The following is a 12,529-nucleotide window of genomic DNA, read 5'->3' as shown; positions in this document are numbered from 1 at the left end:
GCGCCGGCCTCCCCGTCGCGCAACTCGCCGCTGTGGCGGCGCCTGCGGGAGCTGGCGCTGCTGCCCGCGCTGATTCTGCTCATGATCCTGGGCGCGTTCACCAACGACTCCTTCCTGACCGAGCGCAACATCATCTCGATCCTCGGCGCCTCGGCCGCCCTGGCGATGGTGGTGCTCGCGGAGTCCCTCGTCCTCATCTCCGGCAAATTCGACCTGTCGCTGGAGTCCGTCGTCGGTATCGCACCCGCCCTGGGCGCGCTGTTCGTACTGCCCGCAGCCCAGGCCGGATTCGGCGCCGAACTGCCGGTCGCCGTCGGGCTGTTGTGCATCCTGCTCGTCGGCGCCGGCATCGGCGCGGTCAACGGGCTGCTGGTGGTGAAGCTGAAACTGAACGCCTTCATCGTCACCCTCGCCATGCTGATCATCCTGCGTGGCCTGCTCGTGGGCGCCACGGAGGGCAAGACCCTCTTCGGCATGCCCGAGGCGTTCTTCACGCTCGCGACCAGCACGTTCCTGACCGTGCCCGCCTCGGTATGGCTGGCGGGCGCCGCGTTCGGCATCACCGGCCTGCTGCTGAAATACCACCGGTGGGGCCGGGCCCTGTACGCGATCGGCGGCAACCAGCAGGCCGCGCGCGCCGCGGGTATCCGCGTCGACCGGGTGCTGCTCGGGGTGTTCATCACGGCGGGTGTCCTGGCCGCGGTCGGCGGACTGATCCAGACCGGCTACGTCGGCGCGATCAACAGCAACCAGGGCGAGAACATGATCTTCACCGTGTTCGCGGCGGCCGTCATCGGCGGGATCAGCCTGGACGGCGGGAAGGGCAGCATGCTCGGCGCGCTCACCGGTGTGCTGCTCCTCGGCGTCGTGCAGAACCTGCTGACCCTCGCCCAGGTCTCGTCGTTCTGGATCCAGGCGATCTACGGAGGCATCATCCTCCTCGCGCTCATGATCGCCCGCGTCACCACGGGCCGCGCACAGGACTGACCCGGCGCACCGGGCCAGGGGCGGTATCGAGGTCGGCATCACCCCCGGCCGAGCCGCAGCCGCCGGGTGCTGCCGCGGGGCCGCACCCGGCACCCGGCACCCGGCACCCGGCACCCGGCACCCGGCACCCGGCACCCGGCACCCCAGTAGACTCGTGGGCGCGGTCGGCAGGCCTCCGCCGCCGGGAGGGGAACGGCCATGCTGGCCCGCATGGGGCGGTTGCAGGAGCTGGTGGGCGCGCGCCACCCGGAGGGCGTGCCGCACTGGCACCTCTCCCGGACCGCGGTGCTCCCCGGCCTGCGCGGCCGCGGTCTCGGCGGCGCCCTGCTGCGGTATCAACTGGCCCGCGCCGACGAGGAGGAGACGGCTGCCTACCTGGAGGCCGGCACACCGCGCGACGGCGCCCTGTACGAGCGCTGCGGCTTCCGCGCGCTGGGCGCCCCGACCGCCCTGCCCGACGGCGGCCCGGAGATCCAGCCGATGTGGCGCGCGGGCCTTTCCGCACCGCGGGTACACTGAGGGCAGCGAAGGGGAGTAGTCCCGCAATACCGGCCGGTCGACATACTGGCCATCCGCCCGCGGATGGCCCGGCAGCCGGGCCGCGACGCCGCAGGCGCCGCGGTGGACGAGACCTTCGGCCAGGTATGACCGCACCCACGTTCCTCGCGTGGGTGTACGACGTCGTGCCGGGCCGAGTGGTCCTCCCCGGCCCCCCGCGAGGGGCGTCACGTGAGCGCCGCGCGACCCGGCCCTCACAGAAAGCCAACGGAATGTCGCTCGACCTCCTGGCGGTGCTCACCGCCTTCGGTCTGATCTTCCTCGCGGAGCTTCCGGACAAGACGATGTTCGCGTCGCTGGCCATGGGCACCCGCATGCGCCCGCTGTACGTGTGGTTCGGCACCTCCACCGCGTTCGTCGTGCATGTGGCCATCGCCGTCGGCGCGGGCAGCCTGATCGGGCTGCTGCCCGACTGGTCCGTCCGGCTCGTGTCCGCGATCCTCTTCGGCTTCGGCGCGTTCCTGCTGCTGCGCGGCGGCGGTGACGACGAGGAGGGCGGCGGCGCGGCCCGGAAGGTGACCGGTTTCCTCCCCGTCTTCACCACCGCGTTCACGGCGGTGTTCATCAGCGAATGGGGCGACCTGACGCAGATCACCACCGCGAATCTCGCCGCCACGAACGACGCGCTGTCCACCTCCATCGGCGCCGCCGCGGCCCTGATGAGCGTCTCCGCGCTGGCCCTGCTCGTGGGCCGCTTCATCGCGCAGCGCGTTCCGCTGAAGACCGTCCAGCGCATCGGCGGCGTGTGCATGCTCGGCCTGGCCGTCTGGTCCCTCGTCGAGGTCTTCGCAGGCTGACCGCGGGCGGCGCGCGTCTCGCCGCCCGCCTGCCGGCCGAGGCGCTCGCCACACCGCGTGCCGCGTTCGCCGGCCGGCCCGGCGGGTAGGGTCCCGCGGGACCACAACACGGAGGTAGGAACCACCATGACCGGCTCGACGACATCGCGTGCCCTGCGGGTGACCGTGTGGAACGAGAACGTTCACGAAACCACGGAGCCCGGCGTTCGCGCGCGCTACCCCGACGGCATCCACGGCGAGATCGCCGCGGCGGTGGCCGAGCACGTGCCGGACGCCACCGTCCGCACCGCCACGCTCGCCGATCCGGAGCACGGTCTGACCGAGGAGGTGCTCGCCGCGACCGACGTGCTGACCTGGTGGGGGCACGCGGCGCACGACCGGGTGGACGACGCCGTGGTCGAACGCGTGCAGCGGCATGTGCTGGGCGGTATGGGCCTGGTGGTGCTGCACTCGGGGCACTTCTCGAAGATCTTCAAGGCCCTGATGGGCACCACCTGTGCCCTGGACTGGCGCGGCGGGCACGACAGGGAACTGGTGTGGACCGTCGACCCCACGCACCCCATAGCCGAGGGCATACCCAGCCCGTTGATCATCCCCGAACAGGAGATGTACGGCGAGTTCTTCGACATACCCGCCCCCGACGAGCTGGTGTTCATCAGCTCCTTCAGCGGCGGCGAGGTCTTCCGCTCCGGATGCACCTTCCGCCGCGGGCGCGGCCGGATCTTCTACTTCAGTCCCGGCGACCAGGAGTACCCCGTCTACCACCACCCGGACGTGCGCCGCGTCGTGGCCAACGGCGTCCGCTGGGTCGAGCAGCGGGGCGTTCCGCGCCGGGCGCCCGAGCTGCACCGGCGTGCCACCGGCTGGTACGAGGAGCGGGACCGGTGACCGCGCCGCCCCCGTTCGCCACCGTGCCGGGCGACGAGCCGCTGCGCGTGCTGCTGGTCGGCGCCGGCGGTATGGGCCGGGCCTGGCTGCGCACCATCGCGGCCGACGCCCGGGTGGCCCTCGCCGGGGTGGTGGACCTCGACCCGGCGGCGGCCCGCGGGGCGCTCGCCGAGCAGCCGGGCACGGAGGAGGTGCCGGTGGGTACCTCGCTCGGCGAGGTCGCCGCGCGCGGCGGTGCCCAGGCCGTCATCGACGTCACCGTCCCCGCGGCCCACCTGCCCGTCACCCTCGAGGCCCTGGACCTCGGCCTGCCCGTGCTCGGCGAGAAGCCGCTCGCCGCCGACCTGGCGCAGGCCACCGTATCGGTGAAGGCGGCCGAGGACAGCGGGCTGCTGTTCATGGTCAGCCAGAACCGCAGGTACGACCGCAGGCTGTGGGCCCTGAAGGCCCAGGCCGCCCGGCTGGGCGAACTCGGGCTCCTCACCCAGGAGTTCTTCAGGGCGCCGCGGTTCGGCGGCTTCCGGGACGCCATGGATCACCCGCTGATCCTCGACATGGCGGTGCACAATTTCGACGCCGCACGCTTCGTCCTCGACCGCGATCCCGTCGCCGTCTACTGCGACGAGTACAACCCGCCGTGGAGCTGGTACCGCGGCGACGCCTCGGCCACCGCCGTCTTCGAAATGGCCGGGGGCGTCCGCTTCGTCTACACCGGAAGCTGGTGCGCCGACGGCCTGGAGACCTCGTGGAACAGCCGGTGGCGGCTCGGCGGCTCCCGCGGCAGCGCCATCTGGGACGGCGAGGGGGAGCCCGAGGTGGAGATCGCGCACGGCCCGGCCGGTCCCGGGCCCGTGGCGCCGCCGCTCCCCGGCGAGGGAACGGCGGGCGCGCTGACCGATTTCGTGACCGCGCTGCGCACCGGGCGGGTGCCGATGGGGGAGTGCCACGACAACCTGCTGAGCCTGGCCATGGTGTATGCCGCCATCGCCTCCTCGGCCACCGGGGCCCGGGTGCAGGTCGCGGACGTGCTGCGCGCCGCGCGCGTGGAGGCGGGCATCCCTGCCGAGGTGCCATAACGCCCCGCGAAGAAAACGGAAAGCGGATTTCCCGGATATCTGCAACCGGGTGAATTCCGGCCGTAGTCACCCCTGTTCCCGTTCCCGGCGCCCCGTCATGGCACAACGGGGCGCCGCCCGCGGCGGGATCGCGGTCAACGGGAACGGCGGGCGCGTGCGTCCCCGATGTGACGCGCCTTCCCCGGCGTATATGGACCGCCACTCCATTGGCCGTATACTCCGGCCATGGCTAGGAAAGTTGTCACAATCTACACCGATGACCTCACCGGCGAAGACACGGATGAGGTCAGCACGCATACCTTCGCCATCGATGGCGTGAACTACGAGATCGACCTTGCGCCGGACTCGTTCGACCAGTTCCTCTCGGCGATGGGCCCGTTCGTCAACAAGGCGAGGAAGACCGGCAGGACGCAGCGGGCGGGCGCCGCGGCCAAGCGGGCGCCGCAAACGGTGGACACCGCCAGGATTCGCCAGTGGGCCAAGGAGAATGGGTACGAGGTGAACGAGCGCGGACGGGTCCCGGCCAATGTCCGCGAGGCGTACGAGAAGGCACACTGACGCGGATCGGGTCACCCCGCCGCACGCGGCGCCCTTCCTCCCGCACGGAGGGGAAGGGAGCCGTTGCCCCGCCGTGCCCCGGATGCGGTGGCTCCCGGGCCGGCTGACCGGAAACCGCCCACGGTCAATATCAGGACAAAGGTGGGCGAACCACCGGCATCCGCACCGGTATTGCCGCTCGCCTGTGCGGTTCCCCTCCGCCCGAGCGGCCCATCGGCGTACGATCTGCGCCGTGCGTAGCGACCTTTTCAAAGCCGAATACCAGGCCCAGCCGCCGACCGAGTCGGGCATGAGCCTGCAACACCACAAGGCGATCAAGTACGTCGTCGACGGCGAGTGCCATGCGCGGCAGGGCGCAATGGTGGCGTTCCGGGGCAATCTTCAATTCGAGGTGAAGCAGCAGGGCGTGGGCAACTTCCTCAAGCGTGCCGTCACGGGCGAGGGGCTTTCCCTCATGGCCGTGCGGGGTCAGGGGGAGGTGTGGTTCGCGCACAATGCCCAGAGTTGTTTCGTCATAGACCTGGAGCAACAGGACAGCCTGACGATCAACGGCCGCAACGTCCTGTGCTTCGACCCCTCGCTCGCCTACGAGATCAAGATGGTGAGCGGCGCGGGGATGACCGGCGGCGGCCTGTTCAACTGTGTCTTCAGCGGGCACGGCAGGATCGGCCTCACGTGCGACGGCGCCCCCATCGTCATCCCCGTGACCTCGCAGGCGCCCGTCCATGTCGACACGGATGCGGTCGTCGGCTGGTCGAGCCAGTTGCACACCTCGATCAACCGCTCGCAGAGCCTCAAGTCGATGCTGCGGGGCGGTTCGGGCGAGGTGTACCAGCTCGTGCTCCAAGGCGAGGGTTTCGTGATAGTGCAACCCAGCGAGGCGCAGCCGGCCGTCGAAAAGTGAGCGCCATTCGGCCCGTCGGACAAGGGAATTGAGGACCTTCTGACGCGTCTTTCCCCGGGGGCGCGCTTCCCGCGTCGCCGCCCCGCCGCCCGGCCCGGAATGGGAACACGACTGGAGCGGCGCGTTCCGCGGTGGCGTGCGCCGGGCGCAGACCGTCGTGCGCCCGGCGCGAGTTGGCTTCGTGCGTCCGGGGCGTTCCGGGATGCCCGGAGTTGCCCCCGACGGGCAGCACGGCGAACACAATGTGGCTCTCTGCGTTCGTCCGGTGTTCATCCGGGGACCATATGGGGCAGGAAATCATCGGTTCTGAGCCACCGGCGGGCCACTGCTCCCCTTACTCTGTGCCCTGCCGCAGTCCCCACAGCGTAGGAAGGTCGGCCGTGCAGGTGAATGAGATGGCTGTCTTCGGGGTCTCCAAATCGGAAGAAATGGTCTATCGGCACTTTCTGCGCCACCCCAATAGCGCGGCGGGCAATCTGCATCTGTCCCTCGACATCGCACAGGAGACGGCCCAGGAAGCCCTGGGGCGGCTGCTGCACCTGCGACTGCTCAGACCCGGGGACCCGCCCGAACTCCTCACGCCCGCCGACCCCGAGACCGCGGTCGCCCGGCTGACCCAGCTGCGCCTGCGCCACCTGTACCAGGAGGTGCAGCACATCACCACCTCGCACCACGTCGTCGCCGCGCTGCGCGCGGAGACGCGCCCCGGCCGGGCGCCGGCCGCCACGGGCGGCGCCGCACGGCCCGACGCGATCCCCCCGGTGGAGCACCTCGGCGGCCTGCACGAGGTGACCAGCCGCATGGAGGACCTGACGTTCTTCGCCCGCGACGAGATCCTCTCCGCCGATCCGTGGGCCGCCGCCCCCGCGGGGCACGCCCGCCACGCCCAGGCACTCGACCTGCGGGCCCTGCGCCGCGGCGTCAAGCGCCGCATGGTCGTCCCCGCCGCCGCCCTCGACGACCGGCCGACGCTGGCCCGCCTGGCGGAACTCGTCGCGCACGGCGCGAGGATACGCGTCGTGGCCGAAGTCCCCGCCCACGCCGTGGTCTACGACCGCAGGGCCGCGCTGCTGCCGCAGGACCCGGGCGAGGCGGGCCACGAAGCCCTGCTGGTACACGGCGAGGTGCTGCTCGCCGGGGTGGTCGCGCTGTTCGAGAAGACCTGGGAACAGGCCGAGGACGTCCCCCTCGAACTGCGCCGCCCCGTCGACGAGGAGGCGGGGCTCTCCCCCGTGGAACTCCAGGTGCTGACCCTGATGTGCACGGTCGGCAAGGACGAGACCGGCGCCAGGGATCTCGGCGTCTCGGTCAGGACCTACCGGCGGTACGTCGCCGACGTCATGCGGCGCCTCGGCGCCTCGACCCGCGCTCAGGCCGCGCTGCTCGCCCGCGAGCGCGGCTGGATCTGACCGCCGCCGAGCACGCGCCGGGCGGCGCTCGCCATCGCCACGATGCCCGCGGGCAGCGCCGTGCGCACCTCGGGGGCGAACGCGGGGGAGTGGTTGCCGGGCACGGACGCCCCGGCCCCGGTGCCGTCCGCAGCCTGTGCGGCGGCACGCAGACGGGCCGCCCCCACGGTGCCGAGCATCCAGTACCCCAGGCGGATGCCGCTCCCGCCGTGCAGCCCGGCCCCCGCCGGACCGAACCAGCCGAAGTCCTCGGTGGCCGCGGCCGGTGCCCAGCGCGTCACCCGCCCGGTCCCGAGCGCCGCCAGGTGCGCCGCGCGTACCTCCTCGGTCAGCGCGGCGTCCGCCACCAGCGGCGGCGCGTGCGAGACCACCTCGAACCGCGGGGGCCGCGGGCAGCCGGACGCCTCGCTCTCCGCGGTCACCACCCGGCGCACGGCAGCCTCCATCCGCTTCAGCGCGGCCTCCCCGAATGCCCGCAGGCTGATGCCGAGTTCGGCGTGGTCCGGCACCACGTTGCTGCGTTCGCCCGCGTGCAGCCTGCCGACCGTCAGTACGGCCTGCTCCGCGGGCGGCGTCTCGCGCGAGACCACGCCCTGGAGGCGCAGCACCGCGGCGGCGGCCGCCACCACCGGATCGACCGTCAGATGCGGGGCACCGGCGTGGCCGCCGGTGCCGTGCAGCACCGCGTCCACGGCCACGCTGCCGGCGAGCAGCGGGCCCAGGCCGTGCGCCACGGAACCGGCGGGCAGCGTCGCGGTGTGCTGCGCCAGCACTGCGTCCGGCGTGCCGAACCGCTCGTACAGCCCGTCCCGCAGCATGGCCCTGGCCCCGTCGAGGGTTTCCTCCGCGGGCTGGCCCACCACCACGATCGTGCCGCCCGCGCCAGGTGCGGACTCGCGCGCCAGCACGCGGGCGGCGCCGGCCAGCGCCGCGAGGTGCAGATCATGACCGCAGGCGTGCATCGCGCCCGGCACGCGGCTGGCGTACCGCAGGCCGGTCTCCTCCGTCACCGGCAGCGCGTCCAGCTCGGCCCGCAGCAGCACCGTCGGCCCGGGACCGCGGCGCAGCACCGCGGCCACGCCGTGCCCGCCGATGCCGCGCGTGACGGCGTAGCCGTCGGCCGCGAGCCAGTCGGCGAAACATTCCGCGGTGCGTTCCTCCGCGCCCGACAGCTCCGGGGCCATGTGCAGGCCGAGGTACAGCTCCAGGGCGGACCTGAGCACGGCGGCGGGCACCGTGACGGCGTCGGCCGTGGTCATCCGCGCCCTCCCTCCGCCGTGGTCATGCCCATCCTGCCGGGCCGCCGCGCCGGCGCGCGCACACTCCGCTGACACCGGGTGTCAGCGGGGTGAGAGGGGTTGCGCGGCCGAACTGCCAGCGGCCTCAGGTGCAATGGGACGCAGTGCCGACGGCACGGAACGGCCCGCAGCCGTACGGAAGACGACCGAAGGAGCATCCATGAGCGACAAGTCCGAACTGTCCACGCTGGCCGACGAGATCCTGGAGCTGGAGTCGGAGACCTTCGAGATCTCCGACTACTCGGACGAGGCCGAGGTCGTCCTCGCCGGCTCGACGTCCTGCTCCTCCACCTCGACCTGTTCCAGCACCACGAGCACCACCTCCTGCAGCGCCTGACCCGGCGCCCCGCACGGCGCGGCCCCCACCGGTGAATTCCCCCTCCCGGCGGGGGCCTGCGGCCGTTGTCCGCCGTACCCGCCACCGGGGGCGACGCGCTCACGGGAACGGGTGCGGCGCGGCCGTGAAGCGGACCCCGGCACCCGCGATCCGGCGCAGCCGCGGCATCCGCAGCGCGCGCTGCCGGTGCCAGCCGAAGTCGAGCGGCAGCAGCCCCGGCGCCAGCGTCGCCACCGTACGCAGCCCGAACGACCGCTGCTCCGGGGTGGTCTGGTCGACGGCGATCGCGTCATGGCCGGCCGCGGCCAGCTCGGCGACGACGAGCCGCAGATCGTCCAGCAGATCGGACGTCCGCGGCCGGCGCCGCTCCCAGCCCGCGAACACCTCGGCGAGCGGCCGGCCGGGCCCCGCGCGCAGGAAGCCGTCCGCGTGGCGGGCCATGCGCGGCAGCCCGTACAGCTGCGCATGGTCCTGCAACTGCCGCACCAGACCGAAGTCCTCGGCCATCGCGTCGAGTTCGGCGCGCCGTTCGGCGACCTGCCACGGCAGGTGCGGGATGTAGGTGAGGACTTCGCTCAGCGCGTCCGCCACCGCCCGTTCCGGATCGAGGCCCGCCGCGGCGCCGAAGGACAGCAGTCCGGGGCCGCCGTCCCTGCGCACCGCGAGGCCGGTCACCACCGGGACCGCCAGGTCGCTGCGCACGTCGAAGGCCCGCACGTCGTAGCCCAGCAGCGCGGCCCGGTCCAGCATGCCGCGCACGCGCGGGTCCGCGGGCGCGCCCAGGTCGAGCGGCACCGGCGGGCGGCGGCCGTACCAGGCCAGCAGGAACGCGTCCCGTTCGATCAGCTCCAGCAGGCCGAACAGCGCCGCCTCCGTCCAGCTGCCGCCGGTGGCACAGCCGTTGGAGCACTCGAACACGAAGTTGTCCGCCCGCACCCCGGCGCTGTAGTGGACGAGCCGGGCGGGCACCAGCACCGGGCGCCCCGCGCGCAGCGACCAGCCCCGCAGCCACGGGATCTCCCGGTCCGGGTCGAACGGCGCGACCATCGGGTCGTCCCGGTAGGTCTCCGGCGCGTAGAAGCCGCACGTCGCCGGGTCGAGCACGGCCGCCGCACCCTCGCGGCGCACCAGCGCGTGGTAGGAGCCGACGACGGGCAGCAGGCCGCGCCTGGCGTGGGTCCCCGCGTACCGCTCCAGGCCCTCCAGGTGGGCCAGCGTCCGGCTGGCGGCGTAACTGTCGGCCTGGCCGCTCCAGGTGACGTCGTTGAGCCCGGCGTAGCCGCGCACGAAATTGCTGCCGGACACGGGCGCGGTGGTCGTCGAGGCCGGGTTGAGGTGGGTGCGTGCGCCCAGCACCCCGCACACCGGGTTGACCAGCGCCTGCGCGGGCAGCGGGTAGGCGCCGGCGGGCCTGGTGCGGTAGGTGCCGGGCGACGGCTTGGCCGCGGACGCGGGCACGGGCAGCGCCGCGCCGGTGTCGTCCGGGCGCGGTGTCACGCAGTGCGGACACAGCGGCTCCGCCAGCAGCGGGAACGTCACCAGCGCCAGGGTCGCCAGGTCCACCCGCGTCACCCGCGGCAGCCCGTCCGCGGGCGTGCGCCCCGCGCGGGCGAGCACGGCGCGGTGGGCCGCCCACACCGCGTCCACGGCGTACGCCGTGAGCACCGGCCAGGCCGCGCCGCCCCGCGGCGCGAACGTGCCTTCCAGCGCTTCCCGTTCGGAACGGGTGCGCAGCCGCTGCCAGCGCATCGCCAGGCACCGGCCGCAGGCCGCCGGCGCGGCCCGGCCGCCCCACGGGCCGAGGAGCACGGCGCGCGCCGTCAGGTGCAGGCCGGCCGAGGGGCGGCGGGCCGCCTGCGGGTCGCCGTCCCGCGCCAGGGCGTCCGCGGCCCCGAGCGGCACCACGCACGGCTCGGGACCCGGGCGGCCCCCGGCGTCCCAGCGCGCCCGCAACTCCGCCTGGAGCTGGGCGCATCCCGCGTCGAGCGGCGGGGTCGCGGTCGTCATGTCCGGTCGCTCCAGCGGAAGCTGCGCACGGCCAGCACGCCGAAGACGGCGCAGAACACGGCGAGTCCGCCCGCGGCGAGCGCCATGTCGCCGGTACCGCCCGAGCCGGTCAGGGCCGCGGACAGGCCGTCGTTGAGGTGGCGCAGCGGCAGGACCCACGACAGCGTCTGCATCCAGCCGGGCATCGCGTCCAGCGGGTAGAACGACCCGGACAGGAAGGCCATCGGCACCATCAGGCAGTTGGCGACCGCGGCCACCGCCTCGGGCGTGGTGGTGAACGAGCCGACGACCGCCCCGAGCGCGAGGAACGCGGTGATGCCGAGCACCAGCAGCGGCACCGCCAGCGGCCAGCCGCCGTCAAGACGCAGCCCGAACGCCGGCAGCATCGCCACCGCCACGAACAGCACCGCCTGCACCGCGCCGACGCCGAGCGCCAGCGTGAACCGGGAGCCGAGCACCGCGAGAAGCGGCGCGGGCGTCATGCGGATCAGGCGCAGGATGTCGTCGCGCCGCCACTGCATCAGCATGAAGGCCACGCCGAACACCGCGGCGTTCGCCACTCCCCAGGACAGCACGCCGGGCGCGATGTAGCTGATGTACGGCCGGCCGCTCTCCTCGACATCCTGCCCGCTGAAGATCAGCCCGAAGACCACCAGGAACAGCAGTGGGAACGCGAACGTGAAGAAGAGGGTCGTCCGGTCCCTGGTGTAGGCCAGGTAACCGGCTCCCCGCAGCGCGGTGTAGGCGCTCATGGCGTGTGCTCCGTTCCGTCTCGCCCGGCTGTCATGGCTGCTCGGTGAGGTGCAGGTAGACGTCCTCCAGGGTCGCGGTGCGCGTCTGCACGCCCGCGAGGCCCGCGACCTTCTCCACGGCCGCGAGCAGCGGGCCCGCGTCGCCGGTCTCCAGGACCACCGCGTCGCCGTCGAGCACCGCGCTGATCACGCCGGGCAGTTCGCCCGCCTCGGCCAGCGACAGGCGTTCCGCGGGCACCACCAGGCGCGTCGTGCTGCTGCTGCGCGCGATCAGCCGGTTCGGCGAGTCCAGCGCCGTGACGCGCCCGCGGGTCATGATGGCGACCCGGTCGCACAGGGCCTCCGCCTCGTCCAGGTGGTGCGTGGTGTAGACGATGGTGCGGCCCGCGCCCTTCAGCTCCCGCAGCACCTGCCACAGCGAGCGGCGCGCCTGCGGGTCGAGGGCGGCGGTCGGCTCGTCGAGGAACAGCAGCTCCGGATCGTGCACCAGGGCGGAGGCGATGGCGAGCCGCTGCCGCTGGCCGCCGGACAGGTCCTCGCCCCGCACGTCGGCCTGTTCGCCGAGGCCGACCAGCGCGAGGGTCCGCGGCACCGCCGCAGGTTCCGCGCCGTAGAGCGCCGCGACGGTCGCCAGATGCTCGCGGGCCGTGAGCCGCACGAAGAACGCCGAGGTCTGGGTCTGCACTCCGAGCCGCGGGAGCAGCGCCCGGTTCCGCGGCCAGGGGCTCGCGCCCAGCACCGACACGGTGCCCGCGTCCGCCTGCCGCAGCCCTTCCATGATCTCCACGAGGGTCGTCTTGCCCGCGCCGTTGGGGCCGATCAGGCCGAAGAACTCGCCTCGGGCGACGGTGAACGAGACGCCGTCCACCGCACGCGTCTCCCGGTAGTGCTTGCGCACCTCGTTCAGGACGACCGCGGGGGCCGCCGGGTCGCCCGGGCCGGTTGTGCGGGACACGGG

13 protein-coding genes are annotated in these 12,529 nt (G+C 73.3%); 9 read left to right on the top strand and 4 right to left on the bottom strand.

The annotated features are described in order from the left end of the window. Positions 1–81: 81 nt before the first annotated feature. From STBA_RS02830 to STBA_RS02795, 8 genes are all read left to right on the top strand, one after another. Positions 82–987 (top strand): ABC transporter permease, encoded by a 906-nt coding sequence (locus STBA_RS02830; protein WP_107485178.1) that lies wholly within the window; start codon positions 82–84, stop codon positions 985–987. A gap of 210 nt (positions 988–1,197) precedes the next feature. Then, positions 1,198–1,506, top strand: coding sequence for a GNAT family N-acetyltransferase (locus tag STBA_RS02825; RefSeq protein WP_171987622.1), 309 nt, complete (start codon positions 1,198–1,200; stop codon positions 1,504–1,506). Between the two features lie 251 nt (positions 1,507–1,757). Then, the gene (locus STBA_RS02820; protein WP_077057709.1) at positions 1,758–2,342 is read left to right on the top strand and encodes a TMEM165/GDT1 family protein; all 585 of its coding nucleotides are present in this window, start codon (positions 1,758–1,760) and stop codon (positions 2,340–2,342) included. A 126-nt stretch (positions 2,343–2,468) separates the two neighbouring features. Continuing rightward, the gene (locus tag STBA_RS02815; RefSeq protein WP_077057708.1) at positions 2,469–3,230 is read left to right on the top strand and encodes a ThuA domain-containing protein; all 762 of its coding nucleotides are present in this window, start codon (positions 2,469–2,471) and stop codon (positions 3,228–3,230) included. Beyond that, positions 3,227–4,306, top strand: a complete 1,080-nt coding sequence (locus STBA_RS02810) for a Gfo/Idh/MocA family oxidoreductase (RefSeq protein ID WP_216356059.1) — start codon at positions 3,227–3,229, stop codon at positions 4,304–4,306. The genes STBA_RS02815 and STBA_RS02810 overlap by 4 nt, the downstream gene beginning before the upstream one ends. A 225-nt stretch (positions 4,307–4,531) precedes the next feature. After that, the gene (locus STBA_RS02805; RefSeq protein WP_077057707.1) at positions 4,532–4,864 is read left to right on the top strand and encodes an Lsr2 family protein; all 333 of its coding nucleotides are present in this window, start codon (positions 4,532–4,534) and stop codon (positions 4,862–4,864) included. Positions 4,865–5,096: 232 nt separating this feature from the next. Beyond that, a complete protein-coding gene (locus tag STBA_RS02800) occupies positions 5,097–5,768 on the top strand; it encodes an AIM24 family protein (protein ID WP_077057706.1) in 672 nt (223 codons plus the stop codon). Between the two features lie 395 nt (positions 5,769–6,163). After that, positions 6,164–7,177, top strand: coding sequence for a helix-turn-helix transcriptional regulator (locus STBA_RS02795; protein ID WP_077057705.1), 1,014 nt, complete (start codon positions 6,164–6,166; stop codon positions 7,175–7,177). Here the strand turns inward: STBA_RS02795 and STBA_RS02790 are convergent. After that, positions 7,138–8,436, bottom strand: coding sequence for an amidohydrolase (locus tag STBA_RS02790; RefSeq protein WP_077057704.1), 1,299 nt, complete (start codon positions 8,434–8,436; stop codon positions 7,138–7,140). The genes STBA_RS02795 and STBA_RS02790 overlap by 40 nt on opposite strands. A gap of 199 nt (positions 8,437–8,635) precedes the next feature. Here STBA_RS02790 and STBA_RS02785 point away from each other — a divergent pair, with 199 nt between their 5' ends. Further along, entirely contained in the window at positions 8,636–8,812 is a 177-nt protein-coding gene (locus tag STBA_RS02785) for a thiazolylpeptide-type bacteriocin (protein WP_077057703.1), read from the top strand. Positions 8,813–8,911: 99 nt separating this feature from the next. On the opposite strand, the gene STBA_RS02780 is transcribed toward STBA_RS02785, so the two are convergent. Genes STBA_RS02780 through STBA_RS02770 form a run of 3 tightly spaced genes read right to left on the bottom strand, consistent with a single transcriptional unit; the run spans position 8,912 to position 12,526 of the window. Continuing rightward, complete coding sequence (locus STBA_RS02780; RefSeq protein WP_077057702.1) at positions 8,912–10,819, bottom strand: TOMM precursor leader peptide-binding protein; 1,908 nt, start codon at positions 10,817–10,819, stop codon at positions 8,912–8,914. Beyond that, positions 10,816–11,571 carry an ABC transporter permease gene (locus STBA_RS02775; protein WP_077057701.1) on the bottom strand — a complete coding sequence of 252 codons (756 nt, stop codon included), beginning with the start codon at positions 11,569–11,571 and terminating at the stop codon, positions 10,816–10,818. The genes STBA_RS02780 and STBA_RS02775 overlap by 4 nt, the downstream gene beginning before the upstream one ends. Before the next feature lie 31 nt (positions 11,572–11,602). Next, the gene (locus tag STBA_RS02770) at positions 11,603–12,526 is read right to left on the bottom strand and encodes an ABC transporter ATP-binding protein (RefSeq protein WP_077057700.1); all 924 of its coding nucleotides are present in this window, start codon (positions 12,524–12,526) and stop codon (positions 11,603–11,605) included. Between the last annotated feature and the right edge of the window lie 3 nt (positions 12,527–12,529).

The organism is Streptomyces sp. MP131-18 (genome assembly GCF_001984575.1).
Lineage (GTDB): Bacteria > Actinomycetota > Actinomycetes > Streptomycetales > Streptomycetaceae > Streptomyces > Streptomyces johnsoniae.
The sequence above is the reverse complement of the archived record's forward strand: the minus strand, read 5'-3'. Positions and strand labels throughout refer to the sequence as shown.

Excerpts from the sequence above, each read along its gene's own strand:
- STBA_RS02830 (WP_107485178.1), top strand. The coding sequence starts at position 82 with ATGATCCTGGGCGCGTTCACCAACGACTCCTTCCTGACCGAGCGCAAC.
- STBA_RS02825 (WP_171987622.1), top strand. The coding sequence starts at position 1,198 with ATGGGGCGGTTGCAGGAGCTGGTGGGCGCGCGCCACCCGGAGGGCGTG.
- STBA_RS02820 (WP_077057709.1), top strand. The coding sequence starts at position 1,758 with ATGTCGCTCGACCTCCTGGCGGTGCTCACCGCCTTCGGTCTGATCTTC.
- STBA_RS02815 (WP_077057708.1), top strand. The coding sequence starts at position 2,469 with ATGACCGGCTCGACGACATCGCGTGCCCTGCGGGTGACCGTGTGGAAC.
- STBA_RS02805 (WP_077057707.1), top strand. The coding sequence starts at position 4,532 with ATGGCTAGGAAAGTTGTCACAATCTACACCGATGACCTCACCGGCGAA.
- STBA_RS02795 (WP_077057705.1), top strand. The coding sequence starts at position 6,164 with ATGGCTGTCTTCGGGGTCTCCAAATCGGAAGAAATGGTCTATCGGCAC.
- STBA_RS02790 (WP_077057704.1), bottom strand. The coding sequence starts at position 8,436 with ATGACCACGGCCGACGCCGTCACGGTGCCCGCCGCCGTGCTCAGGTCC.
- STBA_RS02785 (WP_077057703.1), top strand. The coding sequence starts at position 8,636 with ATGAGCGACAAGTCCGAACTGTCCACGCTGGCCGACGAGATCCTGGAG.
- STBA_RS02780 (WP_077057702.1), bottom strand. The coding sequence starts at position 10,819 with ATGACGACCGCGACCCCGCCGCTCGACGCGGGATGCGCCCAGCTCCAG.
- STBA_RS02775 (WP_077057701.1), bottom strand. The coding sequence starts at position 11,571 with ATGAGCGCCTACACCGCGCTGCGGGGAGCCGGTTACCTGGCCTACACC.